A 25,159-nucleotide genomic window follows, 5' to 3' on the forward strand; every position below is an offset into this window, starting at 1 on the left:
CGGCGGGAGTGGGGAAGATTACTCGTTGATGTCCGGGTGCTGCTGCACCAGGTTTTTACGTTTCGCCTCGAGCTTAGCGATCTCATCATCAATATCTTCGATTTTCTGCTCAATGTTGTCGTGATGCTCCTGCAGGATTTCACGCGCTTCTTCAATATCCGACGCCGCCGGTGTGGCACCGCGCAGCGGCTTGTTGGCGGTCTCTTTCATGTAGATACCGGTGATCAAACCAATCACCGCGACCACCATCAGATAATAAGCCGGCATATACAGATTGCTGGTTGTCTCAACCAGCCACGCGGCGAAAGTCGGAGTTAAACCGGCAATCAGTACCGAGATATTGAAGGCACTGGCCAGCGCACTGTAACGAATGTGCGTTGGGAACATCGCCGGCAGCGACGAAGCCATCACGCCGGTAAAGGCATTGAGGATCACCGCCAGCAGCAGCAGACCCGCAAAAATCAGCCCCAGCACGCCGCTGTTAATCAACATAAAGGCCGGAATCGAGAAGGCGAACAGCGCGATACTGCCGATGATGATAAACGGACGACGGCCAAAGCGGTCACTCAGCATGCCCATCACCGGCTGCACAAACAGCATACCCATCATGATGGCGATAATGATCAGTACGCCGTGATCTTCCGAGTAGTGCAGGTTATGCGACAGATAGCTCGGCATGTAGGTCAGCAGCATGTAGTAGGTCACGTTGGTGGCAATCACCAGACCGATACAGGCCAGCAGACTTTTCCAGTGCTTAGTGGCGATCTCTTTGAACGATACTTTCGGGCCATCACGCAGACCTTCACGATCGCCTTGTTCCAGCTTATCAACGTGCTGCTGGAACGCCGGTGTCTCTTCCAGTGCGTGACGCAGATACAAACCGATGATACCTAACGGCAGCGCGAGGAAGAACGGCAGACGCCAGCCCCACTCAAGGAATTTCGCTTCGCCGATGACGGTGGAAATCAGCACCACCACGCCCGCACCCAGCACGAAGCCGGCGATGGAGCCAAAGTCGAGCCAGCTGCCCATAAAGCCACGCTTACGGTCCGGCGAATATTCCGCGACAAAGATCGAGGCACCGGTATATTCACCGCCCACCGAGAAGCCCTGCGCCATTTTCGCCAGCAGCAGCAGAATCGGAGCCCAGATGCCGATGGTGGCATAAGAGGGGATCAGGCCGATACAGAAGGTACTGATCGACATGATGACAATGGTAATGGAGAGGATTTTCTGACGACCGTATTTGTCGCCGAGCATACCAAAGAACAGACCACCCAGCGGGCGAATCAGGAAGGGAACAGAGAAGGTACCCAGTGCAGCAATCATCTGCACGCTTGGCGACGCATCCGGGAAGAACACTTTACCCAGCGCATACGCGACAAAGCCATAAACACCGAAATCAAACCACTCCATCGCGTTGCCCAGAGACGCGGCGGTAATGGCTTTTCGCAAACGGGCGTCATCGATAATCGTGACGTCATCCAGCCCGATAGGTTTTACACGCTTCCTACGTAGTTTCATGATGTAACCCTGTATTGGAAATCGAAAAATCCTCAACGCTGCAGACTACATTTTGTGGCCAGTCCACGCCGTTGAGAAGATTTAAGCATAGCCGTGAAAGAGGATTTTATCCGGCATAGCAACGGTAATAATTAGGGGCGAAATGATTACGTCCCGCGACAGAGTATACCGATTTTGTGTGATATTTGTCATGTTTCAGCCAACAACTGGCTATTTTTTGGCTAAAACTCTGGCGGAATGGCGGAGGAAACGCAGCTTATAAAATCCTGGTTATCGCGCGTCAGGCCGCGTAATGCGTGCGTTTCAGCCAGGAATGCATCAAAAGGGAGGCAAAGGGTGTCATTTATTTTTTCTGAAAAAACGCGGAGAAAATTTTGATGATTATCAGCGATATCAACTGCGCATCGCTGATTGATTAATCCATTATTCTGACAAGTGGCGGCTTGATTGCCATACCTGATTGTTGCGCAAATAAATAAGAATTTCTTATCATTAAGCGAAGCGGTAAGTTTGCTTGCCAGCTTGTCATCATTCGGTAATACTCTGCCGCCTGGCTCAGGTGGAGTGTTCATGTCGAGAAAAAACGCCCGATTGTTTGAGAATCCCTGGCTGTCGCAAATTGACAGTGTAGAAAGGAATCTTATCAATTATGCGCCTGATGCACGGCGAACGCTTGCCGATCCTGTGGCACCGATTGGCTGGATTGACTGCGGTGAACGCGCCGATGCCCAATTGGCGTTACTGGCCCAACAACCGGATGAACTGCTGAAACGCCTGAAAACCTGGCGGCAAGCGGGATTGCTCACCAGCCAGGCGGCTGAGAGTTTGCGGCAGCTGCAACGCCTGACGCAAACCAGCATCGCGCGTAATCAACCCATTACCCAGCTTGATGAGTATCAGCAGTTGGTGGGACAGCTGACGCCGACCCTGGAACGTATTAACCAGCGCCTGAATGGCCAGCGCCCGCCGGTCACGCTGGCGGATGACACTCTGGAAGTGGCGCTGCGTATCGCCGAAAAACGGCGTCGCTCAGAGTAGCGAGCGCAGTGGTGCGCCGCTTATCCATCCCTGAATATCTTCCACTGCCTGCGTGAAGTAGGTGCGGTAATTGCTGTCGGCGACATAGCCAAGGTGCGGCGTGGCCAGCACATTGGGCAGATGGCGCAACGGGTGGTCAGCAGGTAGCGGTTCCTGTTCGAACACATCGATTCCGGCCCCAGCCAATTGACCGGATTGCAGCGCGGCAATCATCGCTTGCTGGTCGACAAGTGCGGCGCGTGAGGTGTTGATCAACAGCGCGCCCGGCTTCATTTGCGCCAGTGCAGCCCGGTCAATCACGTGGCGCGAGCGCTCGCTGAGCACCAGGTGCACCGAGACAAAATCGCTCGCTTGCATCAAGGCGTGCAGCGAAGGCATCCGTTCTGCGCCACATTCGGTCGCGCGTGAGTCGGTGAGATTCTGACTCCATGCGCAAACGCGCATCCCAAAGGCCTGCGCCACTTTGGCCATCTCGCCACCGATTTTACCCAGCCCCACTAAGCCCAACGTTTTGCCCTGCAAACCGAGTCCCACCGTTTGCTGCCACGGCCCGTTATTGCGCAGTGCCTGGTTTTCTAACCCAATGTGGCGTGCCAGCCCAATCAGTAAGCCCCAGCTGAGTTCCATCGGTGCAGCGCTGCTGCTGGCGGTGCCGCACACGGCGATATAGCGTTCGGCACAGGCGTGCAGATCAATCGAGGCATTACGCATGCCGGAGGTGACCACCAGTTTCAGGTTAGGCAAGCGACCAATCAATTCGGCCGTGAGCGGTGTGCGCTCGCGCATGATGACCAGAATATCGGCGTGTTCGATGTGACGAATCAGCTCGTCTTCATGATCAAAATGCCGGGTCAGTGCGGTGGTGTGGACAGTAGGTTGCAGCGATGCCCAATCGGCCAGCGACAGGGCAACGTTTTGGTAATCATCAAGAATGACGCAATTCAGGCTCATGGGATTCCTCAACGAGAAGTGGCTGGCGCCCTTGCTCATTGAGCCAGGCGCGGAGCCGGTCATTATCCATCGGACGGGCATAATAGTAGCCCTGAATCAGCACCACGCCACGCTGCCGAAGGTATTCATATTGCAACGAGGTTTCCACCCCTTCACCCAGTACATCCAGCTTGAGTTTGTGGCACAGATTAATGATGGCATCCAGCACCGGTGTTTCTGCCTCCAGACCTTCAATGGCGTTAATGAAGCCGCGATCGATTTTCAGGTAATCCAGCGGGAAGGTCAGCAGATAAGAAAGTGAGCAGTGGCCGGTACCAAAGTCATCAATCGCCACTTTCATGCCGTGTGACTGCAGGTAGCGGAGTTTACGCGCCACCAGTTCGCCGTCATCAATCAGGCTGCGCTCAGTGAGCTCCAGCGTCACCACCATCTGCTTGTCTTTAATGCGGCGGGCAAAGCGCTGAATGTCCTGCACGAAATCGGCATGTTGCAAGTGTTCTGCCGCCACGTTCAGGCCAATATGGAAACCGGGCTCAACCTCCCAGCCCTGAATATCTTCCGCCATCAGATCCAGCAAATGCTGGGTCAGTTGCACAATTATCCCTTCAGATTCGGCGTGGCTGATAAAGATATCCGGACGGATCATCTCACCATTCGGCAATTGCCAGCGCAACAGGGCTTCCGCGCCTTTACAGCGCTCGATTTCCGTGCTGTAAACCGGCTGGTAATGGACCGAGAATTGACGGCTACGCATCGCGCGGCGGATTTCATCGGCCCACGAAATGCGGCGGCGCAGCCAGTTGGCGGTCAATACCATCAGCAGGATAGAGAAAATTGCCGCCATCGGCAGGAAGATAAACAGCGCCTGACGCCAGGCCTTCAGCAACTCGGAGGCGGGCACGGTGACATTCACGCTAATGGGGTAGCGGCTGGATTCGGCCTGATAAGGCTCGCTTTTTAAATACAGCTCGGGTTCGATATCGGCAGGGCCACTGGTAATCGGTGCGCCGCCGCTAAAGCGCAAGCTCATTTGATAGCCACGTGACTCACCAATGGCGTGCATAAAATCCATCAGATACTGGCCATCAATTACCGCCCAGAAACCGGTAGTGTCTGGGAGTTGACGCACGAACACCACGGCGGGTCGATTGGGCACGCCGTAAGTGCCACGAATCGAGATACTCCACCAGGCTTTGCCGGTGATTGGCGGCGGTTGCATCATCATCTGGGTCAGTGTGCCATTGGCTAAACCAAAGGCAGACGAGCAGCTAATGTTCTCGCCACTCAGCAGACCGACGGAACGGAAATAGGCGTTGAGGGTGCCAGCGCGCTGCAGCTGATCCTCGATCTTCGCACAAGGCTGATAATGGTACTGACGCAGTTGGGTGATCATATCCCAGGCGTTATCACTCATTTTTTCGGCTTGAGTGAGTAAGGAGTTAGCGGTGGAGATCTGCTGCTGGCTCACCGTGTGCCGCGCTTCAATGGCCGTACAAAGGATGCCCAGTACCAGCGGTAATAACCCGGCACAGACAATTAACAGCCAGCCAAAATCGCGATTTTTTCTTTGCGGTGGCACCTGACTTTCCTCGGTCATTTTAAGCAGCAGATGAGGGCTAAGCTGCGGCGTCAGCAGCATAACACTTCCAGGGGCCGTGCATATTAGCGTTTTGCTTTTGCTCTGGACTGACTCAGGTCAAATATCGGCGTCGCTTTGCGTTAATTGACAATGTTTTGCCGTTATTGGCATTTCCCAGCGGGAAAAGCGCTGTGCCACGATGATGGGAAAGCATATTGACCTGAAATGAGGAGCGAAAATGAGCACTGAAACCCTGGATGTGGCTTCCCTGCGCCAACGCATCAGCGAAGGCGAATGGCAGGCGCGTGTGAAGCTGGCGCAGGCCTATCACCTGGCGGCCAGGCTGCGCTGGACTGACCATATCTACACCCACTTTTCTCTGCGTGTCCCGGGCGATCAGCCCCATTTTCTGATTAACGCTTTTGGTCAAACCTTCGATGAAATCTCGGCGGAGACGCTGGTGAAAATTGATATCGACGGAAACATCATTGATGACCCGACGGGGCTGGGAATTAACCACGCGGGATTTGTGATTCACAGCGCCATTCACCGTGCGCGTCCGGATGCGCATGCCGTGCTGCATACGCATACGGCGGCGGGCATTGGTGTCTCTGCGCAGCGCAACGGTTTGCTGATGATTTCGCAGCACAGCACGCGCTTCCACAATCGCCTTGGCTATCACGATTACGAAGGCATTGCGCTGGATCTTGATGAGCAGCAACGCATTGTCGCCGATCTTGGCGATCTTAACGCGTTGATTCTGCGCAATCACGGTTTACTCACCAGCGGTGGCAGCATCGAAGAAGCATTCTATAACCTTTACTACCTGGAGCGTGCTTGCCAGGCGCAGCTAGCGGCTCAGTCGGGCGGTGCGGATTTGATCATCCTGCCGGATGCGGTATCCGAGAAAGCGGCGCAAGCTTTCGACAACAGCATCCGTAACCACAAATATCAGCTGCACTGGGATGCTTACATCCGCCAGCTCAACCGCAACGCACTCTGAGAATCCCCTATGAAATGGATGAAACCGGTTGTTTCGACGCTGTTGCTGTGCGCGGCGTTTAGCAGTCAGGCGGCACCTGATTTAAGCAAAGTCACTCTGGTGCTGGGCGATCAGGCGCGCAATCTGCGTTCGCTGATTGAGGCCGCCGATGTGATGAAAGATGCGCCCTATCAGTATCGCTGGGCGAATTTCCAGGGTGCGGCACCGCTGTTTGAAGCGCAACGTGCGGGGGCAGTCGATACCTCTTACGCCGGTGATCTCCCGGTACTGATGGCGGCATCCGGTGGGGTACCGTTGAAGATCATCGCCACCAACGTCGGCGATGCCGGTTCGAACGGGGTGATCGTCCCGGCTGATTCACCGATTCACAGTGTGAAAGATCTGGTCGGAAAGGAAGTGGTGGTGTCATCGGCGCGCGGCAGCATTTCCCAGCATCTGCTGTATGAAGCGCTGGAAGAAGCGCAGGTAAAACGCGATACGGTGCCGGTGCGATTTGTTTTACCAACCGATGCCAGCGCAGCGTTTAATTCAGGGCAGATTGCCGCCTGGGCCACGTTCGATCCCTATCTGGGGATTGCCGAACAGCACGGTGCACGCCTGCTGCGCGATGGCAAAGGGTTAACCACGGCACTGTCGTTTGTCACTGCCACGCAGAGTTCGCTGGACGATCCCGCTAAGCGGGCGGCGATTGTCGATTTCACTCATCGTTTAGCCAAAGCCCGCGAATGGGCGCTGGAGCACCCGCAGCAGTACAACGCAGTCTATGCCCAGTTAACACGTCTTTCGCCGGAAAATGCGCAGAAGATTACGCCGCGCATTTCGCACGGCGTTCGGGGGGTGACGGCAGAAGATGTGGCGAAAGTGCAGAAGGTGTCAGATCTGTTTAGCGAACTGAAGATTTTGCCGAACAAAGTCGATGTGCAGGCGATTACCGATAACAGCGTGTTTACGCATTGACTGCTCCCCGCCCTAATGGGCGAGGATTCCCACTTCAACGCAACCTACCTAAACCACCTTAAGCGGCTTTAGGGTTTACAGTCGCTCCATGGGCTAACGCGGCCAGCCCGACCGCTTTTATATTCTTCGCCGCGTTTACGTCACGATCATGGTGAGCCCCACATTCAGCGCAAGTCCATGACCTGACATTAAGCGCCATTTTTGGCAGGGTATAGCCGCAACCGCTACAACGTTTTGAGGACGGGAAAAACCGGTCAATGGCGACCACGGATCGCCCCGACCATTCGCCCTTATATTCAAGCTGACGAACAAATTCGCCCCAGCTTGCGTCTGCTATCGCCTTGGAGAGTTTCGAATTGCGGATCATGTTTTTCACTTTAAGGGATTCGATGCAAACAACTTGGTTATCGTTAATGAGTTTGCGGGATAGTTTGTGCAGATTATCCATACGGCAATCAGCAATTTTTGCGTGAATGCGGGCGACTTTTACACGGGCTTTAGCGCGATTTTTTGAGCCTTTTTTCTTCTTGCTCAATCGACGCTGGAGCAGCGCGAGGCACTTCGCATATTTAGCGGTGTGGCGGGGATTGCCTGTTTTGTATCCGTTATCGGTGACGAACAAATCTGTTAAACCAACATCAATGCCGACCGTTTTAGCGGTGATCGGCAGTGATACAGGTTCAAACTCGCACAGGCACGACACGAAATAGCGCCCCGCTGAATCTTTAGATACGGTGACGGTAGACGGCACGGATGGCAAAGGGCGACTCCAGCGCACGTCTAAAGGCGCTTTGCTCTTTGCCATAAACAACTTGCCATCACGCTATTTAAACGCGGCATCGGTCAGCGTAGCCGTCTGTTTATGGCGCTTGCTTTTGAATGTGGGATATTTCGCCCGACCGGCAAAGAAGTGAGAAAAGGCGGCTTGTTGGTGGCGTAGCGCCTGCTGCAATGGAACGCTGGAAACGTCATTGAGCCATGCAAAATCTGGCTCTTTTTTGAGAGCGGTTAGTCGTGCGCTGGCTTGCGTATAACCGATCTTTTCCTGGCGGTCATAGTATGCGTCAGTGCGCCAGCGCAGAATGCTGTTATAGACAAAACGCACACACCCGAATGTTTGAGCCAAAAGCTCAATCTGATCGGGGATAGGATAGAATCTGTATTTATATGCGCGCTTCATATCTTACATATTACGGAACATCATTTAAGAAACTCAAGGGATGTTACGCAGTTACCGCGCTTATATCCCCGCCCGATTGGGCGAGGTCTTACGCGCAAATTGATAAACACCAATCTGGCGAGATGTATCGTGCCAGATTGGTTATGTGCGCATTAACGCGGACGCGATCCCGGTCGGCCATTGCCTAACATAATCGCCAGTCGGCTGCCACCCGGCGTGGTCTCCATCAATATCTTAGTGACGCTGGTCAGTGGTACTGACAGCAGCATGCCCACCGGCCCCAACAGCCAGCCCCAGAATATCAGCGACAGAAACACCACCAGCGTCGAGAGCCCCAATCCGCGCCCCATCAGCTTTGGCTCCAGCATATTGCCAAACACCATATGAATCGCGCTGAACAGCGCCACCACAAACAACGCATCGTAAGTTCCGTTCAATACCAGTGCCTGAATAAATGGCGGGATGCCGGCGATGATCGGCCCGATGTTGGGTACAAAGTTAAGGATAAAGGCCACGACGCCCCAGAACAGCGCAAACTTCACGCCGATAAGTTCCAGCACCAGCCAAACGGCGAGACCGGTCATCAGGCTAACCAGGGTTTTTAGCGCCAGGTAGTGGGTCACGCCTTTGAAGGCGCGGTGTAACCCCGCGATGCGGATTTGCGGATTCACCATAGCGTTACGCATTTTGTAAGGCAGATGACGCACTTCAAACAGCATAAACACCACGGTGAGGATCAGCAGCAGCACGTTGGTCATGGCACCGGAAAACTGTTTCAGCAGCGTGGTGGCCATATCCATCATCACATTCGGGTCGAGCCGGGCGGCTAAGGCTTCCGTGGAGATATTGATATGAAAGCGAGCGGCAAAGTGCTGCACCACGCCGAGCTTTTGTTCCAGCATGCTACGGATTTGCGGATAGGTATCGCTGAAGTCACTGGCCGAACTGGCCATCACGCCCACCAGCAACAGAATGACGATAAATATCACGCTGATCACCGCTGTGATGGCCAGACCACGCGGCACGCCGCGACGCATCAGCAGGGTGACCAGCGGATTCAGCACAATCGCCAGAAAGCTGGCAAGCAGGAAGGGCACCAGAATCTCTGACGCGGCGCGAATGCCCGCCAGAATGATCACCAGCATCGCCATCTTGACCAGCATGTTCTGGCCAATTTTTTCCTGGGGCAGGTTGTTCATTTACTCTCCTGAGTCATCAATGGCTCAGGAGAGTGTAGTTGAACGAGATTAAGTGATTGTTTATTTAGGAATAAGCGAAACGCGTGAGTGCGTTTTTCGGCAAAGACGCGGTGTAACGCGCAATAAATTGCGCCGCTACTGGCATGTGCAGCTGAGTTGTAGCGGCGCGGTTCATCGCGCTATTTATTCCCCTGGCGCTGCATCAGCATGGTGGCGCCCAGCATCAGGGTGAGGCTGGCAAGCAGTGTCACGGTGGCCATCGCCATCCCTTGTCCCACGGAACCTTGCTCGAACTGACGCCAGATAAAAATCGCCACGGTTTGCGTCCCGGCGGGTGCCAGCAGTAGCGATGTCACCAGTTCGCGCGATGCCACGGCAAACACCATCATCATCGCAGCCAGCAGACTTGGAGCGACCAGCGGCAGGACGATCAGGCGCAGCGCCTGTAAGCGTGATGCGCCGTGCACGCGTGCCGCCGGTTCCAGCGTGGGGGCCAGCTGACGCAGCGCACTGCTGACATAGCGTACCGGCCACGGCAGCAGCAGGCAGCTGTAGGAAAGCAGCAGAATAAACATCGTGTTGTAAGGTGAAACCGGCCAGAAGCCGCGGTTCCACAGCAGAATCAACCCAACACCGACCACCACACCCGGCATGGCGGCAGGCAGCAGCGCCAGGCCATCCATCATCGCCAGCAGGCGCGTTTTCCCTTCTGACACGCGCCAGGCAATCAGGAAACCGAGCAGCCCAGTGAGCAGTGCCGCGCCCAGCGCCAGCCCAATGCTGGTGGAGAAGGCCGCTAATGCATCCCCTTGCTGACTGAACAGCGCGCCGAAATGACGCAGCGTCAGGTTATTCACATGCAGGCCGCCGGAAAGGGTATTCAGTAATCCACTCAGCGTCATTGCGCCCAGCGGCAGTACCACGGCGAGTAAAACGGTGAGGATAAACGGCAGCAACATCAGCGGCAGCCAGCGCCCGCCCTCGGCCAGTTCCTGCACCACCGGTTTGCCGTTAACTGCCGTGACATCGCTGCTGCCGGTCAATTTACGTTGCAGGAACCAGGCGGTGAGCGCCACCAGACTCAGCATCAACGAGAGAGATGCCGCGCCCGGTAAGTCGATTGGCCAGTCCGCCAGTTTGATTTCAATACCGACCGTCATCAACGTCAGATGCGCCTGAGTGCCGAGCGCCGCAGGCACGCCGTACTCTTCGATCGCCAGCGTGAATGCCAGCAGCACGCCACCGGCTAACGCAGGAAGCGTCAGCGGCAATGTGATCTGGGCAAAAGCGCGCCAGGCTGATGCGCCGTGCACGCGAGCCACCCATGCGAGGCGCTGACCGCTCGCCATCAGCGAACGCGACACCGCAAAATAGACCACCGGGAAAATATTCAGCGTCATCACCAGCGTCATGCCGGTACTGCTGAACAGCAGGCTATCAAAGTTGATGCCGATGAGTTGCTCAAAATAGCCGTTGCGTTGCAGCGCCAGCGTCCATGACAGCGCCACGATATAGGGCGGCGTGAGGAAGGGGATCAGGAATAACAAATCCCACATTGCCGCACCCGGCAGGCGGAATAGGCCGCGCAGCGCGCCGAGCGGTAAGCCCAGCAGCAAACTGCACAGCGCCACGCCGCCGCCGATCTTCAGCGTGCCCAGCCACATCGGAACCAGTTGGGGATCTTCAAACAGCGCCGGTAACGCGCTGAAAGCCCCACTCCAGTTCCCCTCGCCAGGCTGTGAAAACAGTGCCTGTAGCACGATAAACAGCAGCGGCAGTGCCACCAGCAGCGTCAGCGCCAGTAGAATCAATCCATTCAGGGCACGCGACATCATTTACTGCCCGAACAGGGCGCCAAAGCGCTTCAGCACCGCCGAACGCTCGCTGCTGCCATCGCTATTAGCGGGCAGTAATTTGATCTCGGTGAACAGCGGACGCTGTGCTTTGATATCGGTACGTGCAGGCATCAACCAGGCCTTCGCGACCTGCTCCTGGCCTTCATCCGACAGCACATAATCGACGAACTTCTTCGCATCATCGGCATGTTGGCTGCTTTTCAGAATCATCATCGGACGCGGTGCTACCACGGTGCCGTTCTCCGGGAAGATCACTTTGACGCTTTCACCCTGCGCGATGTTGTTATAGGTGACGTAATCCACCGCACCAAACACCGCCGCTTTCGCCCCTTGCAGCACGGGTGTGACGGCCTGGGCATTCGGGCCGCTCATCACCATGCCATTGGCTTTTAACTGATCAAACAACTGCCAGGCTTTCTCGCCTTCGCTGTTTTGCAGGCCAATCAACAGATCGAGTGAAGCGCCGGACAGAGCGGGATCCGGCGTGGTGACTTTATCTTTAAACGCGGGCGCCGTCAGATCCTGCCAGGTTTTTGGCTCTGGCGTGCCGCTTTTGGTGTTCCACACAATGCCGAGTGCAGAAATACCCTGCGCGACATAGTTTGCCGTTTTGAACTGCTCTGGTACTTTCGCCGCATTGGCGCTTTCATACGGCAGCAGCCAGCCACGATGTTGCAGATCTTCGGCGGTATCCCATGAGGCAGAGATCAGCACATCGGCTTGCGGATTAGCCTGTTCAGCTTCCAGGCGCGCCATGACTTTGCCGGTCGTGGCCTGGAAGATATTCACTTTAATACCGGTTTGCTTTTCGAATCCGGTGGCAAGACTTTTTGATAGCGAACCCGGACCGGCGGTATAAACCGTCAGCGCCTGGGCATCGTTGATCATCATAGCGGAAGTCAAAATCATCGCGCTGATGGCTCCTGTTTTAACTGACTTGAGAGATGGCATTGCGGTCCCCTGAGAGGTGAGTAACGGAAACAATCTGGCCCTGTGCCAGGTGAATAATGCGGTCGGCGAGTGTGTTGGCTTCCTCGCGGTCATGCGTGACATAAACAGCGGTAATGCCCGCACTGCGCAGCAGATCGGCCATGGTATGCACCAGGGTTTCGCGCAGATCGCGGTCAAGATTGGAGAGCGGTTCGTCGAACAACAAAATCGCGGGTTTGGCAACCAAAGCACGGGCGAGGGCGACACGCTGCTGCTGCCCGCCAGAGAGCAACGCCGGTTTGCGATCGCCAAAATCAGCCAGGCCAACCTGCGCCAGCGCTGCATCGGCTTGTTCACGCGCCGTCGCTTTTTTCACACCGCGCATGCGCAACGGGAAAGCGACGTTTTGCGCCACCGTCATGTGCGGCCACAAGGCGTAATCCTGGAAAACCATGCCGAGGTTGCGCATTTCCGGCGCATCACAATGACGTGCAGAGGCAGCGCAGCGATCGCCAATCCATAGCTCACCCGCCGTGGGTTGCAGCAAACCCGCCAGCAGTTTTAGCAGCGTGCTTTTGCCACAGCCGCTCGGGCCGAGCAGCGCAAGGATTTCGCCTGCGGGAATCGTCAGGGAGAGATCGTGCAGAATCGTCAGATTGTTCACCGACCATCTGAGATTTTTCAGTTCGATAGGCACGGCATGCGTCACTGGCTACCTCCCGTGAAGGAGTAGCACTGCGGCACGCGCGCCTGACAGCAAATCAGGAGCAGCATCAGATTGTTTATCCTCTTTGGGATTTGTTGGGCGCGAGTGTAAGTGGGCGATATGACGAAATGATGACCATAAATTAGGGCGATCACCGGATGCAGTCGGCAGGAAAAGGCGTATAGTTAGCCTTCTATACAAATATTTAGTCACCCACGAGCGCAATCACTCATGCCTGACCAGCCTGCCGCAGCCCCTGAACACGGCCGACTTCGCCTGAATCTTCTGATCCTCTCCATTGTGAAGTTCAATTTCGCCAGCTATCTCACGATTGGCCTGCCGTTGGCGGTGCTGCCGGGCTTTGTCCATGACGGATTGGGCTACAGCGCCTTTTGGGCGGGATTGGTGATCAGCCTGCAGTACATCGCCACGCTGCTGAGCCGTCCACATGCCGGGCGCTATGCTGATATGTGGGGGCCGAAGAAGGTCGTGGTGCTGGGGCTGGTGGGTTGTCTGATTAGCGGCATCTGTATCCTGCTTTCAGCACTGACGGAAGGGCAGGGCGTCGTCAGCCTGATTTTGCTGTGTCTGGGGCGCGTAATATTGGGCGTGGGGCAAAGCTTCTCTGGCACCGGCACTTCACTGTGGGGCGTGGCGCGCGTTGGGTCGCTGCATATTGGTCGGGTGATTTCCTGGAACGGTATCGTCACCTACGGCGCGATGGCGATTGGTGCACCGCTGGGTGTGGTGATTTTCCGCAGCGGCGGTTTACTGCTGCTTTCCAGCATCATCATAGCCATCTGCGTGCTGGCGATTGCGCTGGCACTGCCGCGTGCGCCGGTGAAAGGCAGCAAAGCCAAACCGCTGCCGTTTCGTGATGTGCTGGGCAAAATCTACGGTTTTGGCCTGATCCTGGCGATGGGGTCAGCAGGGTTTGGCGTCATCGCCACCTTTATCACCCTGTTCTATCAGGATAAAGGCTGGGATGGTGCCGCCTTTGCCCTAACGATGTTCAGTGCCGCCTTTGTCGGCACGCGCCTGCTGTTCCCCAACGCTATCAATAAACTCGGTGGCCTGCGCGTCGCCAGCATCTGTTTTGCCGTCGAAGCGGTTGGACTGTTTCTGGTGGCGGGTTCATTCGATCCCTGGATGGCCAAAATGGGGGCGTTTCTAACCGGTGCAGGTTTCTCGCTGGTGTTCCCGGCTATTGGCGTGGTGGCGGTGAAGGTGGTACCGCAGCAGAATCAGGGCAGCGCGCTAGCGACCTACACGGCGTTTATGGATCTGTCATTGGGCATCACTGGCCCGATTGCGGGGTTTATCATGAGTTACGCCGGAGTCTCGCTGGTGTATCTGCTGACTGCGCTGCTGGTATGTCTGGCGCTGTTCTGCACGTTACGCATGATGAAGCGCATGCCCGCAGAGGCGAACGTAGAAATCAAAGAAAATGCCTGACTCTCAATTAATACGGCATCCTCAAATTATTCATGTCAATCACTCAGGCGCCCTCGAAACAGGATGTTAAATCGCTCAGGCATCTTTTAAATCGTTAATGTCAGAGCAAGGCGGCAAGTTTGTAAGTCCCCAGGAGCTTACGTCCGTCAGTAATTAGGGTGAGAGCAAACGTTGTTAAATCGCTCAGGCATCCTCTAAATAGTTTACGTCAGAGCAAGGCGGCAAGTTTGTAAGTCCTCAGGAGCTTACGTCCGTAAGTGACTGGGGCGCACAAACGCGGCCAACGCAGCTATGACGTAAAATATGACGAGGATGGAAAAAAGGGCCTCCGACCGAGGCCTAACACTAACAAAGTGTGTCTTGTTATGGACACAGATAAGGGTAGGGGAAACGGCGACCACACACCCTCGGCCGCCGTTATAAATCAGGCTTGCAGTAACTCAATACTCTGGCGAATTTCGCGTTCAATCTCTTTCGCGCCCCACTTCTCCAGCTCCGGGGAGAATGGCTCAAATGCGTAAATGCCCTTATAACCAAGCATCTCCAGACGCTTCACCTGCGCCACGCTGTTCAGCACATCGCGGTCGCTCAGCATAATGCGCTCTTCATCCGTCAGTGCCACCGTTGGGCGGGTATCTTCCACGCCTGAGAGATGCACTAAACCAATCTGGTTCACCTCAATCTCCTGCGGGAACTCCTGCTCGGCGTTCTCGTACAGGTGATGATGGAAGGTATCCAGCAACAATTTAAACGGCACGCCCGCCTGCTTAATCAGCTTTTGCGTCTGCACCGCAGAGCGCAGTGAACTCACCGGGAAGCCCAGCGGCTCAACCAGCCCCTGAATACCGTATTCAGCGAAGCGCGGTGCCAGGATCTGCAACGCCTCCAGCGTTTTCTCTGGTGCGATGGCAATACCCTCGTTCAATGGGCACATCACCAGCGCTTTGGCTCCAATGGCTTTTGCTTCTTGCAACATCGCTTCGGCTTTGCTCAACAGCGCGTCATCAGGGCGGTTAAACGGATAGAGCGCGTTAATGGTCTCGATCTCGATGTGATACTTATCCGCCAGCGATCGCAGCTGCGACGCGCTCAGACCATCGGTGACCTTGCCGCCCGGCATATCGTTACGCAGTTCCACTTTGCTCAAACCCAGTCGCTGAACTAACTGGAAAAAAGCTTCTAGTGAGAGCGCAGGCGCAATTTTACGGTTGATACAGAAACGGGTTGGATCGATGGCCATGTGTGGCTCCTGTAATAGGATACGGATCAGATGCTGCAAAGAAAACATTTATTTCATTGTTAGTGAATTATGAAATATCAGATATTGGATCTTCCTCGCAAAAATTTCATATTTCGTTTCGCGTAACAGCATAGCGACGTGACTTAAGTAGAAAATGTTTGCTCACAGTGGGTTAGGATTGCGCCGGGGCAACAGGGTAAGAACGCCCGTAGTGAGGGCTTTGCGCCTGCCTGACAGACAGAGCGGGAAAAATGCGATCCATGCCGCTAAAAGGAAATTTTCCAAAAAGAAGTATTTGAAAAATTTATTTCATTGTAATAGCTTCATAGCACGCTTTTCGTATTGCCTGGTCAGGTGGTGTAGCAGTGATAACCGACTGCCTGCAGGGAACTTCACATCAAAGAGGCAACGACATGACTATCGTAGGAAACTTTATCGGCGGCAAAATTACCCACAGCGCCAGCAATGAAACCATCCCGGTATACGATCCAGCCACCGGCAAAGTCGCGCGTGAACTGACGCAGAGCACCGCTGCTGAAGTGGAAAAAGCGATCGAAATCGCCCATGCCGCGTTCCCTGAATGGTCGAAAACTGCGCCGCTGCGTCGTGCCCGTGTGATGTTCAACTTCAAAGCACTGATGGAAAAACACCGTGACGAGCTGGCTGCGCTGATTGTGTCTGAGCACGGCAAAGTGTGGTCGGATGCGTTAGGTGAGCTGACGCGCGGTATCGAAGTGATCGAGTTTGCCTGCGGAATCCCGCATCTGATCAAAGGTGAAAACTCACCAAGCGTCGGCACCGGCGTGGACAGCTACTCGCTGATGCAGCCGGTTGGCGTGGTCGCGGGTATTACGCCTTTCAACTTCCCGGCGATGGTGCCACTGTGGATGTTCCCTATCGCACTGGCGTGCGGTAACACCTTTATCCTGAAGCCACCGGCGCTGGATCCATCAGCCTCTGTGCGTATGGCTGAACTGCTGAAAGAAGCGGGACTGCCGGATGGCGTGTTCAACGTGGTGCACTCGTCTAACGAAGATGCTGAGCAGCTGTACAAAGATCCGCGTATTGCGGCAGTGAGCTTCGTCGGCTCTTCCGGCGTGGCCGAGCATATCTACAAAACCGCCAGCGCCCACGGTAAACGTGTGCAGGCGTTTGGTGCGGCGAAAAACCACGCTATCGTGATGCCAGATGCCGATCTGGATGCCACTGTGAATGCTATCATGGGCGGCGCCTTTGGTTCTGCCGGTGAGCGTTGCATGGCGCTGCCTGTGGTTGTCGCAGTGGGCAATGATACTGCTGACAAACTGATTGCGCGTCTGACTCCACTGATCAAAGCGCTGCGCATCGGCCCCGGTATCCAGAAAGGTGCTGAAGAGAACGAAATGGGCCCGGTGGTTTCTGCCGCGCATCAGAAGAAAGTACTGGGCTACATCGACAAAGGTGAAGCCGAGGGCGCAAAACTGGTGGTAGATGGTCGTGGCGTGAAAGTCGCAGGCCATGAAGAGGGTTATTACGTGGGCGGCACCCTGTTTGATAACGTTACCCCGGACATGGTGATCTGGCGCGAAGAGATCTTCGGACCGGTATTAAGCATCATGCGTTCTACCGATTTCGACAGCGCGCTGAAGCTGGTAAACAGCCATGAATTCGGCAACGGCAGCGCCATCTTCACCAGCAACGGCCACACCGCGCGTGAGTTCGTGCAGAACGTGGAAGCGGGCATGGTAGGCGTTAACGTTCCCGTGCCGGTGCCAATGGCGTTCCACAGCTTCGGCGGCTGGAAGCGCTCAGTGTTCGGTGCCCTGAACGTGCACGGTCCAGACGGCGTGCGTTTCTACACCCGCATGAAAACCGCCACCGTGCGTTGGCCGAGCGGTCAGCAGACTGTTTCAGAGTTCAGCATGCCGACGCTGGGCTAATCTCGCTCTAACAAGGAGATCGATGATGTCTTTGATTTCGAAAGCACAGCAGCCAGACAGCAACGGCCGTATTCAGCACGTCACGCCGGAAAGTGCGGGCTGGGAGTATGTCGGTTTTGATGCTTATCTGTTGAAGAAGGGCCAAAGCCTAAAACTCAGCAGCGGCGATAAAGAGCTGTGCCTGGTGCTGGTGGCGGGTTTTGCCTCAGTGAAAACCCGCAACGCGGAGTTTCCCAATCTCGGCAAACGCCTGTCACCGTTCGAGCGTATTCCACCGTACTCGGTGTATGTGCCGCACGATGATGAAGTAGAAGTCTACGCCGACAGCGATCTGGAACTGGCGGTGTGTAATGCGCCGAGCAAAGGCAACCTGCCTGCGCGCCTGATTGCCCCGGAAGATGTGGGTGTGGAGCAGCGTGGTAAAGGGCGCAATCAGCGTCTGGTGCACAACATTTTGCCGGACAACAAAGAGGCCGACAGCCTGCTGGTGGTTGAAGTGTATACCGACGAGGGCGCGACCAGTTCGTACCCGAGCCATAAACATGACCAGAAAACCAGCCCGGATGAGACCTATCTGGAAGAGACCTATTATCACCGTTTCGATCCAGAGCCTGGTTTCGCGATGCAGCGCGTGTATACCGACGACCGTTCACTCGACGAGTGCATGGCGCCGTATAACCGCGATGTGGTGACCGTCCCGCGTGGCTACCATCCGGTGGCCACCATTGCGGGTTACGATAACTACTATCTGAACGTGATGGCCGGTCCGGTGCGTTTGTGGAAGTTTACCTGGGAAAAAGATCACGCCTGGGTGAACAGCGATAAGTACCCGCGCAGCAAATAAAGTCGCAGGTCGCCCTAATGGCGACCCTACCGACTCGCGATACGCTTGTCGTTGGGTGTGCAGTGATGCGCACCTGCCAGAACATCGCAAGATATGAATGACACATGTAAAAAGGGCAGCCAAATGGCTGCCCTTTTTGATGTGCAACGCCCGGCGAAGTTATTCGCCGGTGCCGGTATTATTTAACGCTAATGAAACCGCCAGCGTCTGAGCCAGACAGAGTGAGGCGACCTGCGAACGGAAGCCATCAACCTGCGCTTCGCGCACCACAAAACATACATCGCTGAAGGCGGCCAGCGGACTCACCTGGCTGTCGGTGATGGCAATCAGATGTGCGCCGCGTTTGGCACCCAACTCAACCAGCTCAACCGCTTCACGCGCATATGGCGAGTAGCTGATGGCAATCACCACATCTTTGGGATTCACCATGCTCAACTGCTCGGTAAACATGCCGCCGAGACCGTCGATCAGAAACGCACGACGCTCCAGATGGCGCAGTGCATACACCAGATAGGACGCAACGCTGAATGAGCGACGCAGGCCAATGATGTAGATATTCTCGGCTTCATCCAGCATTTTCACCGCTTTGTTCAGCTGGTCCGGATTGACCTGCATGGCTAGCTGCTGCAATGCCTGGCTGTTCACCATGGTGAATACGTTGAGAATCTCAACCGGGCTCTCAGGAGAACTGGCGCTGTCATCCGTTGCGGTCTGGCGGAACAGACGGGCGCGCTCGGTGTAGTTCACCGTTTCTTCCATCAGATGTTGACGGAAAACCTGTTTCATTTCGTTGAAACCGCTGAAGCCAAATGCGTTGGCAAAGCGAATCAGCGTGGAGGGCGGCACATCGGCCTGTTGCGCGATGGAAGCGACGGTATCGAAAGCAATGCTGTTGCTGTTATCAAGAATATAACGAGCCACCTGCTTCAGGCGTTTACTCAGCGTCTCATAGCGGCGACGGATATCGTCCTGTAACAAGGTTAATTGGGTTGGATTATTGGTCATGACTTCGGCCCGTCAAAAAAGAAAATATGGCTGGATAATGAGCGCTATAGTACCAGATGGATGGAAAATTTCATTTGTTTGACGCTATCGTGACGCTTATTTCATCGGTTTATGAAATGCCTCACAAAAAGAAGTGATTAGTGAGAAGGCAAAAGCCAATAAAAAAAGCGGCTCTTGCGAGCCGCTTTTAACTGTGATTAAACCCTGTCAGCCACGCGCCGCGCGCCAGTAGCCAATCAGTCGCAGATAGTTGCCTTTCACCGTTTCGATCAGCGCTTTATCATCCAGTTCACCGTTGAGCCATTGGCGTGACGGTTGGCCGAAGATGGTGCGTCCGACGGCAAAGCCTTTCACCCACGGCGCTTGCGCCGCCGCAGCGAAACCGGCTTTCAGCGTCTCTTCCGGCGCATCGAGGCCGAGCAGCAGAATGCCGCGGCAGTGGGGATCGTTCTGTTCGATCAACCCGCTGATGGCCTGCCAGCTCTCCGCCGACAGCGGTGGCAGTTTCCACCAGTCCGGCTGAATGCCCAGGCTGTAGAAGTGGCTCAGCATGTCGTAATAGTACGCTTCATTACGGTCCGGATTGCTCTCCGGCAGAATCAGTTCCAGCAGCAGCTCATGCCCGCTCTTGTTACAACCGTTCCACACATCGAGTACCAGTTCATCCTGCTCTTTACGCAGCTCGGCGCTGTCATGCGGATGGTAGAACACCAGGCATTTCACCACGTGCTCTGCCGGCCAGTCGACCAGCTGCGAACCGATGTTTCCGTGCTCCAGACGCAGGGGACGCGAGCTTGGCAGTTCGATAGGTCGGCCAATCCACCAGTTTTTGCCGGTAATGGCGTTCAGCGCTTTCTGGCCGTAGGTGGTATCCGCCAGAATCCCACTCTTCTCATTTAAGCCTGCTTCGTTGGCCGCTTCCTGTGCCGCCTGCAGCAGCAGCAGTTTCAACTGCGGGATCTTATCTTCACTGACGCCCGCTTCACGTGCCATATCGGCCAACTGCTTACGGTGGTCAAAGGCGAACACGTTGAGTTCTGGCCACTGCTGTTTACGCGTGGTGACGCGGTGCAGATGGTTGAGGCGCGCATCCAGATCCGGACGTTTCACATCTTTATCGCGACCAAGGAAATCGTCCAGCTCTTCTTTGGTTGGCATCGCTGGCGCGCAACCGTGGCGTGAGACCACCAGCGCACCACAGGCGTTGGCGTAGCGGCAAGCCTGTTCCCAGCTTTCATCGTTGAGCCAGCCGCGTAGCAGGCCAGACATAAAGGCATCGCCTGCACCCAGCACGTTCAGGACTTCAACGCGTACACCGGTCTGCAATTTGGTCTGTTCCCAGCTGTCCGGGATATCACCTTCAAACACCACGCAACCCAACGGCCCACGTTTACACACCAGTGTGGCTTTGCTTGCCTGGCGCACATTTTTCAGTGCTGTCAGCGTATCCGTGCTGCCGCCGGCAATATGGAACTCTTCTTCCGTTCCTACCACCAAATCGAAATAGTGCAGCACTTCCTGCAGTTGTTTCGTAACTTCACCGGATTCAACGAAACGCGTTTCGCCATCGCCCAGTGACGTCAGGCCCCACAGCACCGGACGATAATCGATATCCAGTGCGGTGCGCAGACCATTTCGCCTGGCGATATCCAACGCTTTCAGTACCGCAGCGCGGGTTTGCGGATGTGAAAGATGCGTACCGGTGACCGCGACAGCGCGAGAAGAGGTGATGAATTCCTCCTTAATGTCATCCGGCACCAGGCCCATATCGGCACAGTTGTCGCGGTAGAAGATCAGCGGGAAGGTATCTTCATCTTTAATACCGAGGATCACCAGGCCGGTCAGGCGGTTTTTATCGGTGATCAGCCCATCGGTGTTACAACCTACGCGCTGCAATTCTTCTCGCAGAAAGCGACCGTTATGTTCATCCCCTACGCGTGCCAGCATGGCTGATTTTAAGCCCTGAATGGCTGTTCCATAAGCCACGTTACCGGAAGAACCGCCCAGATATTTATTAAAGCTGGTCATATCTTCCAGACGTGATCCGATTTGCTGACCGTAGAGGTCGACGGCGATGCGTCCGATACAAATCACATCAAGCCGCTTCTGTTGTGTACTCATACCTGTGGTTTCCTTCTGTGATAAGCAGACACTGGGGCGAAAACGCCCAACATCAAGCGCTATGCTTCCGGGTTCTCAAGGTGCCTGATTGGCTATGGTCGCAGTATGAGGAATAAAAATTCCAAATACAATATGAAATGAAACATCCATCGCGATTTTGTGACCGAGGTAAAACTCTGCACAATGCGCTATCACGGCACGCTGTTTAGCATCAGTTTCACTGATGCTCTGGCTTGTGAGCCAGGTCGCAGGAAAATGGCTGTGAATAAAGGAAGCTACTGAAGTGAAATGAAATTTCGCTATCTTGTTAAAATGCTATTTTGTCATTCCACTTTTACCCCTGCAACGGCCTCCGCTGGCAACGTTTCATCGCTGAATTTGATCTCCATCGCAAAATGAAATGTTTCTTCTGTAATTACGTTTAATGAAAAAAATATTTGTTTATAATCGCCACACGTTTCACTTATCCGCGGGTGCCGTAACGGCAGCGAAAACCCGAACCGCGTTGTACCTCACGTCAGGTACCAGCATGTAAAGGAAGAAGCATATGGGCACAATCAGACTTACCACGGCACAGGCGCTGGTGAAATTTCTTGATAACCAGTATCTGAACGTTGACGGCGTTGAAACCAAATTTGTGAAAGGCATTTTTGCCATTTTCGGCCACGGTAACGTGCTGGGACTGGGGCAAGCGCTGGAGCAGGACAGCGGCGATCTGGTGGTGCATCAGGGTCGTAATGAACAGGGCATGGCGCATGCGGCGATTGGTTTCGCCAAGCAGTCACTGCGTCGTCAGATTATTGCCTGTACCTCTTCAGTGGGACCGGGCGCGGCGAACATGATCACCGCCGCTGCCACGGCGACCGCGAACCGCATTCCTTTATTGCTGCTGCCGGGTGATGTGTTCGCCACGCGTCAGCCCGATCCCGTTTTGCAGCAGATCGAGCAGAGCCACGATCTCAGCATCAGTACCAACGACGCCTTCCGCGCGGTGAGCAAATACTGGGACCGCGTTAGCCGTCCTGAACAGCTGATGACTGCCTGTATTAATGCCTTGCGTGTGCTGACCGATCCGGCGGAGACCGGTGCCGTGACCATCGCGCTGCCGCAAGACGTGCAGGGTGAGGCCTGGGACTTCCCGGAATATTTCTTCCAGAAACGTGTGCACCGTCTGGATCGCCGTCTGCCGACCGCTGCCCAGTTGGAAGATGCTCTGTCGCTGATTGCGCGTAAACACAAGCCGCTGATTATCGTGGGTGGCGGTCTGAAATATTCTGATGCCGGTGCCGCGCTGCTGAAATTCGCGGAGCGCTTTAACATCCCGTTTGCGGAAACACAGGCCGGTAAAGGCACCATTGTTTCTGATCATCCACTGAATGTGGGTGGCGTCGGCGAAACCGGTTGTCTGGCGGCTAACCTGTTGGCGAAAGAAGCCGATCTGGTAATCGGGATCGGCACGCGCTACACCGATTTCACCACCGCTTCGAAATGGATTTTCCAGAATCCTGAAGTGAGCTACCTCAACATCAACGTCAGCAATTTCGACAGCTACAAGCTCGATGCAGTGCAGCTGTTAGCGGATGCGCGTGAAGGGTTGACTGCATTGGAAAGCGGACTGAAAGGCTTTGAGAACCACTGGGGCGGTCAGGTTGAGCAGGCACAAAGCAAGCTGCTGAAAGAGACGCAGCGTGTGTATGCCGCCACTTATAACACTGACGATTTTATTCCCGAAATCGCCGATCACATTGACCGTGAAGCGCTGTTTACTGAGTTTGAGCGCCTGACGCAGTCAGTGCTGACGCAGAGCAGTGTGCTGGGCACCTTAAACGAGCAGCTCCCAAAGGATGCAGTGATTGTCGCGGCAGCGGGCAGTCTGCCGGGCGACCTGCAACGCATGTGGCGCACCAAAGATTACAACTCGTACCACGTTGAATATGGCTATTCCTGCATGGGCTACGAAGTCAACGCCGCGTTGGGCGTGAAGCTGGCGCAGCCGCAGCGTGAAGTCTACGTGATGGTTGGCGATGGCTCGTTCATGATGCTGCACTCCGAGCTGGTCACCTCGATTCAGGAAGGCGCGAAAATCAACGTGGTGCTGCTGGATAACATGACCAACGGCTGTATTAACAACCTGCAGATGGAACATGGCATGGACAGCTTCACCACCGAGTTCCGTTTCCGCAACCCGGAAGGCGGCAAGCTGGATGGCGGCTTTATTCCGGTCGATTTCGCGGCGATTGCGGGCGGTTACGGCTGTAAAACTTATCGCATCACCACGCTGGAACAGTTGGAAGCTGCACTGATTGACGCGCAGAAACAGACCGTTTCAGTGCTGTTCGACATCAAAGTGCTGCCAAAAACCATGATTCACAAATATTTTAGCTGGTGGCACGTTGGTGTGGCTCAGACTTCAACGTCTGAACGCACGCAGGAAGTCGCTGACAAGCTTAACGTGCATATCGAACAAGCACGTAAGTACTAACACCCTTTTTAGGCCGGCGTTCGCCGGCCTTGTTTAACCCTATGTACCCCAAATAATTCGAGAGTCAGGAAGGCGGCCAACGAGAGCAGCCAACGCACCTGCATCTTGAAATATGAAGGGCATACTTATCCGACTCTACAGGTGTAATTATGACGCTCAAACTCGGTGTAATTGGTACCGGTGCAATTGGTCAGGATCACATTCGTCGCTGCAACAATGTGTTGCAGGGCGCGAAAGTGGTGGCGGTTTCAGATATCAACGTGGAAGGGGCCCGTGCGGCGCTGCAGCGTCTGAATATCGAAGCTGAGGTGTATCAGGATGGTCATCAGGTGATTAACTCGCCGGAGGTGGATGCCATTCTGGTGACATCATGGGATCCGACCCACGAAGAATTCACCCTCGCCGCCATTGCTGCTGGCAAGCCGGTGTTCTGCGAGAAGCCGCTGGCGATGAGCGCCGAAGGCTGCCGCCGCATCGTTGATGCCGAAATTAAACACGGTAAACGCCTGGTGCAGGTGGGCTTTATGCGTCCGTACGATTCAGGCTATCGCGCGTTGAAGAAAGTGATCACTGACGGTGAAATCGGCGAGCCGCTGATGCTGCACTGTGCGCACCGCAACCAGAGCGTGGGCGAAAATTACACCACCGATATGGCGATCACCAACACCCTGATTCACGAGCTGGACGTGCTGCGCTGGTTGACCGAAGACGATTATAAATCGGTGCAGGTGGTGTTCCCGCGTTCCACCTCGAAGAGCCACGCCAAATTGAAAGATCCGCAAATCGTGCTGTTCGAAACCCAGAAGGGCATTCGTATTGATGTCGAGATCTTCGTGAACTGCGCATACGGCTACGACATTCAGTGTGAAGTGGTGGGCGAAGAGGGCATTGCCAAACTGCCTGAGCCTTCCTCTATTCAGATGCGTAAAAACGCGCGTCTCGGCAATGCGCTGCTTACTGACTGGAAAGACCGTTTCATTGAAGCCTATGACGTTGAACTGCAGGCCTTCATCAATGACGCCACGGCGGGCAAGTTGACCGGTCCTTCCGCCTGGGATGGGTTTGCCGCTTCCGTTGCGGCGGATGCGTGCCATAAAGCCCAGAACAGCGGCGCTATTGAGCCGGTGACCATGCCAGCGCGTCCAGACTTTTACGCCAAATAACTGAATC

Annotated in this window: 19 protein-coding genes and 1 pseudogene; 8 read left to right on the forward strand and 12 right to left on the reverse strand. The window is 55.0% G+C overall.

Features of this window, described 5'->3' with window-relative positions; all coding sequences use genetic code 11:
• Positions 1-18: 18 nt before the first annotated feature.
• Both proP and LH22_RS20500 read right to left on the reverse strand, forming a co-directional pair.
• Positions 19-1,524 carry a glycine betaine/L-proline transporter ProP gene (gene proP, locus LH22_RS03555; RefSeq protein ID WP_038644240.1) on the reverse strand — a complete coding sequence of 502 codons (1,506 nt, stop codon included), beginning with the start codon at positions 1,522-1,524 and terminating at the stop codon, positions 19-21.
• 221 nt (positions 1,525-1,745) lie between these two features.
• Positions 1,746-2,096, reverse strand: coding sequence for a hypothetical protein (locus tag LH22_RS20500; protein ID WP_156102774.1), 351 nt, complete (start codon positions 2,094-2,096; stop codon positions 1,746-1,748).
• On the opposite strand from LH22_RS20500, the gene LH22_RS03560 reads away from it, so the two are divergent.
• The gene (locus tag LH22_RS03560) at positions 2,095-2,562 is read left to right on the forward strand and encodes a hypothetical protein (RefSeq protein ID WP_038644241.1); all 468 of its coding nucleotides are present in this window, start codon (positions 2,095-2,097) and stop codon (positions 2,560-2,562) included. The two genes, LH22_RS20500 and LH22_RS03560, sit on opposite strands and share 2 nt — an antisense overlap.
• Here LH22_RS03560 and LH22_RS03565 read toward each other — a convergent pair.
• Together LH22_RS03565 and LH22_RS03570 are read right to left on the reverse strand one after the other, a co-directional pair.
• The gene (locus LH22_RS03565; protein WP_038644242.1) at positions 2,554-3,513 is read right to left on the reverse strand and encodes a D-2-hydroxyacid dehydrogenase family protein; all 960 of its coding nucleotides are present in this window, start codon (positions 3,511-3,513) and stop codon (positions 2,554-2,556) included. The genes LH22_RS03560 and LH22_RS03565 overlap by 9 nt on opposite strands.
• Positions 3,488-5,092, reverse strand: coding sequence for an EAL domain-containing protein (locus LH22_RS03570; protein ID WP_038649824.1), 1,605 nt, complete (start codon positions 5,090-5,092; stop codon positions 3,488-3,490). Before LH22_RS03570 ends, LH22_RS03565 begins: the two co-directional genes overlap by 26 nt.
• 238 nt (positions 5,093-5,330) lie before the next feature.
• Here LH22_RS03570 and LH22_RS03575 point away from each other — a divergent pair, with 238 nt between their 5' ends.
• Positions 5,331-6,095: a class II aldolase/adducin family protein gene (locus LH22_RS03575; RefSeq protein WP_038644243.1), complete on the forward strand. Its 765-nt coding sequence runs from the start codon at positions 5,331-5,333 to the stop codon at positions 6,093-6,095.
• Between the two features lie 9 nt (positions 6,096-6,104).
• A complete protein-coding gene (locus tag LH22_RS03580; RefSeq protein WP_038644244.1) occupies positions 6,105-7,052 on the forward strand; it encodes an ABC transporter substrate-binding protein in 948 nt (315 codons plus the stop codon).
• Between the two features lie 58 nt (positions 7,053-7,110).
• Here LH22_RS03580 and LH22_RS03585 read toward each other — a convergent pair.
• The 5 genes and pseudogenes from LH22_RS03585 to LH22_RS03605 form a co-directional block, all read right to left on the reverse strand.
• Positions 7,111-8,232 (reverse strand): annotated as a pseudogene (locus LH22_RS03585) (RNA-guided endonuclease InsQ/TnpB family protein).
• A gap of 152 nt (positions 8,233-8,384) precedes the next feature.
• Positions 8,385-9,431 (reverse strand): AI-2E family transporter, encoded by a 1,047-nt coding sequence (locus LH22_RS03590; protein WP_038644245.1) that lies wholly within the window; start codon positions 9,429-9,431, stop codon positions 8,385-8,387.
• Positions 9,432-9,610: 179 nt separating this feature from the next.
• Positions 9,611-11,266 carry an ABC transporter permease gene (locus LH22_RS03595; RefSeq protein ID WP_205624981.1) on the reverse strand — a complete coding sequence of 552 codons (1,656 nt, stop codon included), beginning with the start codon at positions 11,264-11,266 and terminating at the stop codon, positions 9,611-9,613.
• On the reverse strand, positions 11,267-12,238 hold the full coding sequence (locus LH22_RS03600; RefSeq protein ID WP_197079561.1) for an ABC transporter substrate-binding protein: 972 nt from the start codon (positions 12,236-12,238) through the stop codon (positions 11,267-11,269).
• Complete coding sequence (locus tag LH22_RS03605) at positions 12,216-12,926, reverse strand: ABC transporter ATP-binding protein (protein WP_038644247.1); 711 nt, start codon at positions 12,924-12,926, stop codon at positions 12,216-12,218. The genes LH22_RS03600 and LH22_RS03605 overlap by 23 nt, the downstream gene beginning before the upstream one ends.
• Before the next feature lie 228 nt (positions 12,927-13,154).
• Between LH22_RS03605 and LH22_RS03610 the strand changes: the two genes are divergently transcribed.
• Positions 13,155-14,378 (forward strand): MFS transporter, encoded by a 1,224-nt coding sequence (locus LH22_RS03610; protein ID WP_038644248.1) that lies wholly within the window; start codon positions 13,155-13,157, stop codon positions 14,376-14,378.
• A gap of 424 nt (positions 14,379-14,802) precedes the next feature.
• Here LH22_RS03610 and LH22_RS03615 read toward each other — a convergent pair whose 3' ends face one another.
• Positions 14,803-15,618, reverse strand: coding sequence for a TIM barrel protein (locus tag LH22_RS03615; RefSeq protein WP_038644249.1), 816 nt, complete (start codon positions 15,616-15,618; stop codon positions 14,803-14,805).
• A gap of 413 nt (positions 15,619-16,031) precedes the next feature.
• Between LH22_RS03615 and LH22_RS03620 the strand changes: the two genes are divergently transcribed.
• Entirely contained in the window at positions 16,032-17,537 is a 1,506-nt protein-coding gene (locus tag LH22_RS03620; RefSeq protein ID WP_038644250.1) for a CoA-acylating methylmalonate-semialdehyde dehydrogenase, read from the forward strand.
• Between the two features lie 25 nt (positions 17,538-17,562).
• On the forward strand, positions 17,563-18,381 hold the full coding sequence (gene iolB, locus LH22_RS03625) for a 5-deoxy-glucuronate isomerase (RefSeq protein WP_038644251.1): 819 nt from the start codon (positions 17,563-17,565) through the stop codon (positions 18,379-18,381).
• 159 nt (positions 18,382-18,540) lie between these two features.
• On the opposite strand, the gene LH22_RS03630 is transcribed toward iolB, so the two are convergent.
• Complete coding sequence (locus tag LH22_RS03630) at positions 18,541-19,386, reverse strand: MurR/RpiR family transcriptional regulator (RefSeq protein WP_034819711.1); 846 nt, start codon at positions 19,384-19,386, stop codon at positions 18,541-18,543.
• 207 nt (positions 19,387-19,593) lie between these two features.
• Entirely contained in the window at positions 19,594-21,507 is a 1,914-nt protein-coding gene (locus LH22_RS03635) for a bifunctional 5-dehydro-2-deoxygluconokinase/5-dehydro-2-deoxyphosphogluconate aldolase (protein WP_038644252.1), read from the reverse strand.
• A gap of 547 nt (positions 21,508-22,054) precedes the next feature.
• Here LH22_RS03635 and iolD point away from each other — a divergent pair.
• Both iolD and LH22_RS03645 read left to right on the forward strand, forming a co-directional pair.
• Entirely contained in the window at positions 22,055-23,989 is a 1,935-nt protein-coding gene (gene iolD, locus LH22_RS03640) for a 3D-(3,5/4)-trihydroxycyclohexane-1,2-dione acylhydrolase (decyclizing) (protein ID WP_034819705.1), read from the forward strand.
• Positions 23,990-24,138: 149 nt separating this feature from the next.
• Positions 24,139-25,152 (forward strand): Gfo/Idh/MocA family protein, encoded by a 1,014-nt coding sequence (locus LH22_RS03645; protein ID WP_038644253.1) that lies wholly within the window; start codon positions 24,139-24,141, stop codon positions 25,150-25,152.
• Positions 25,153-25,159: the final 7 nt, after the last annotated feature.

This window comes from Pantoea rwandensis (assembly GCF_000759475.1).
In the GTDB taxonomy this organism is placed as follows: domain Bacteria; phylum Pseudomonadota; class Gammaproteobacteria; order Enterobacterales; family Enterobacteriaceae; genus Pantoea; species Pantoea rwandensis_B.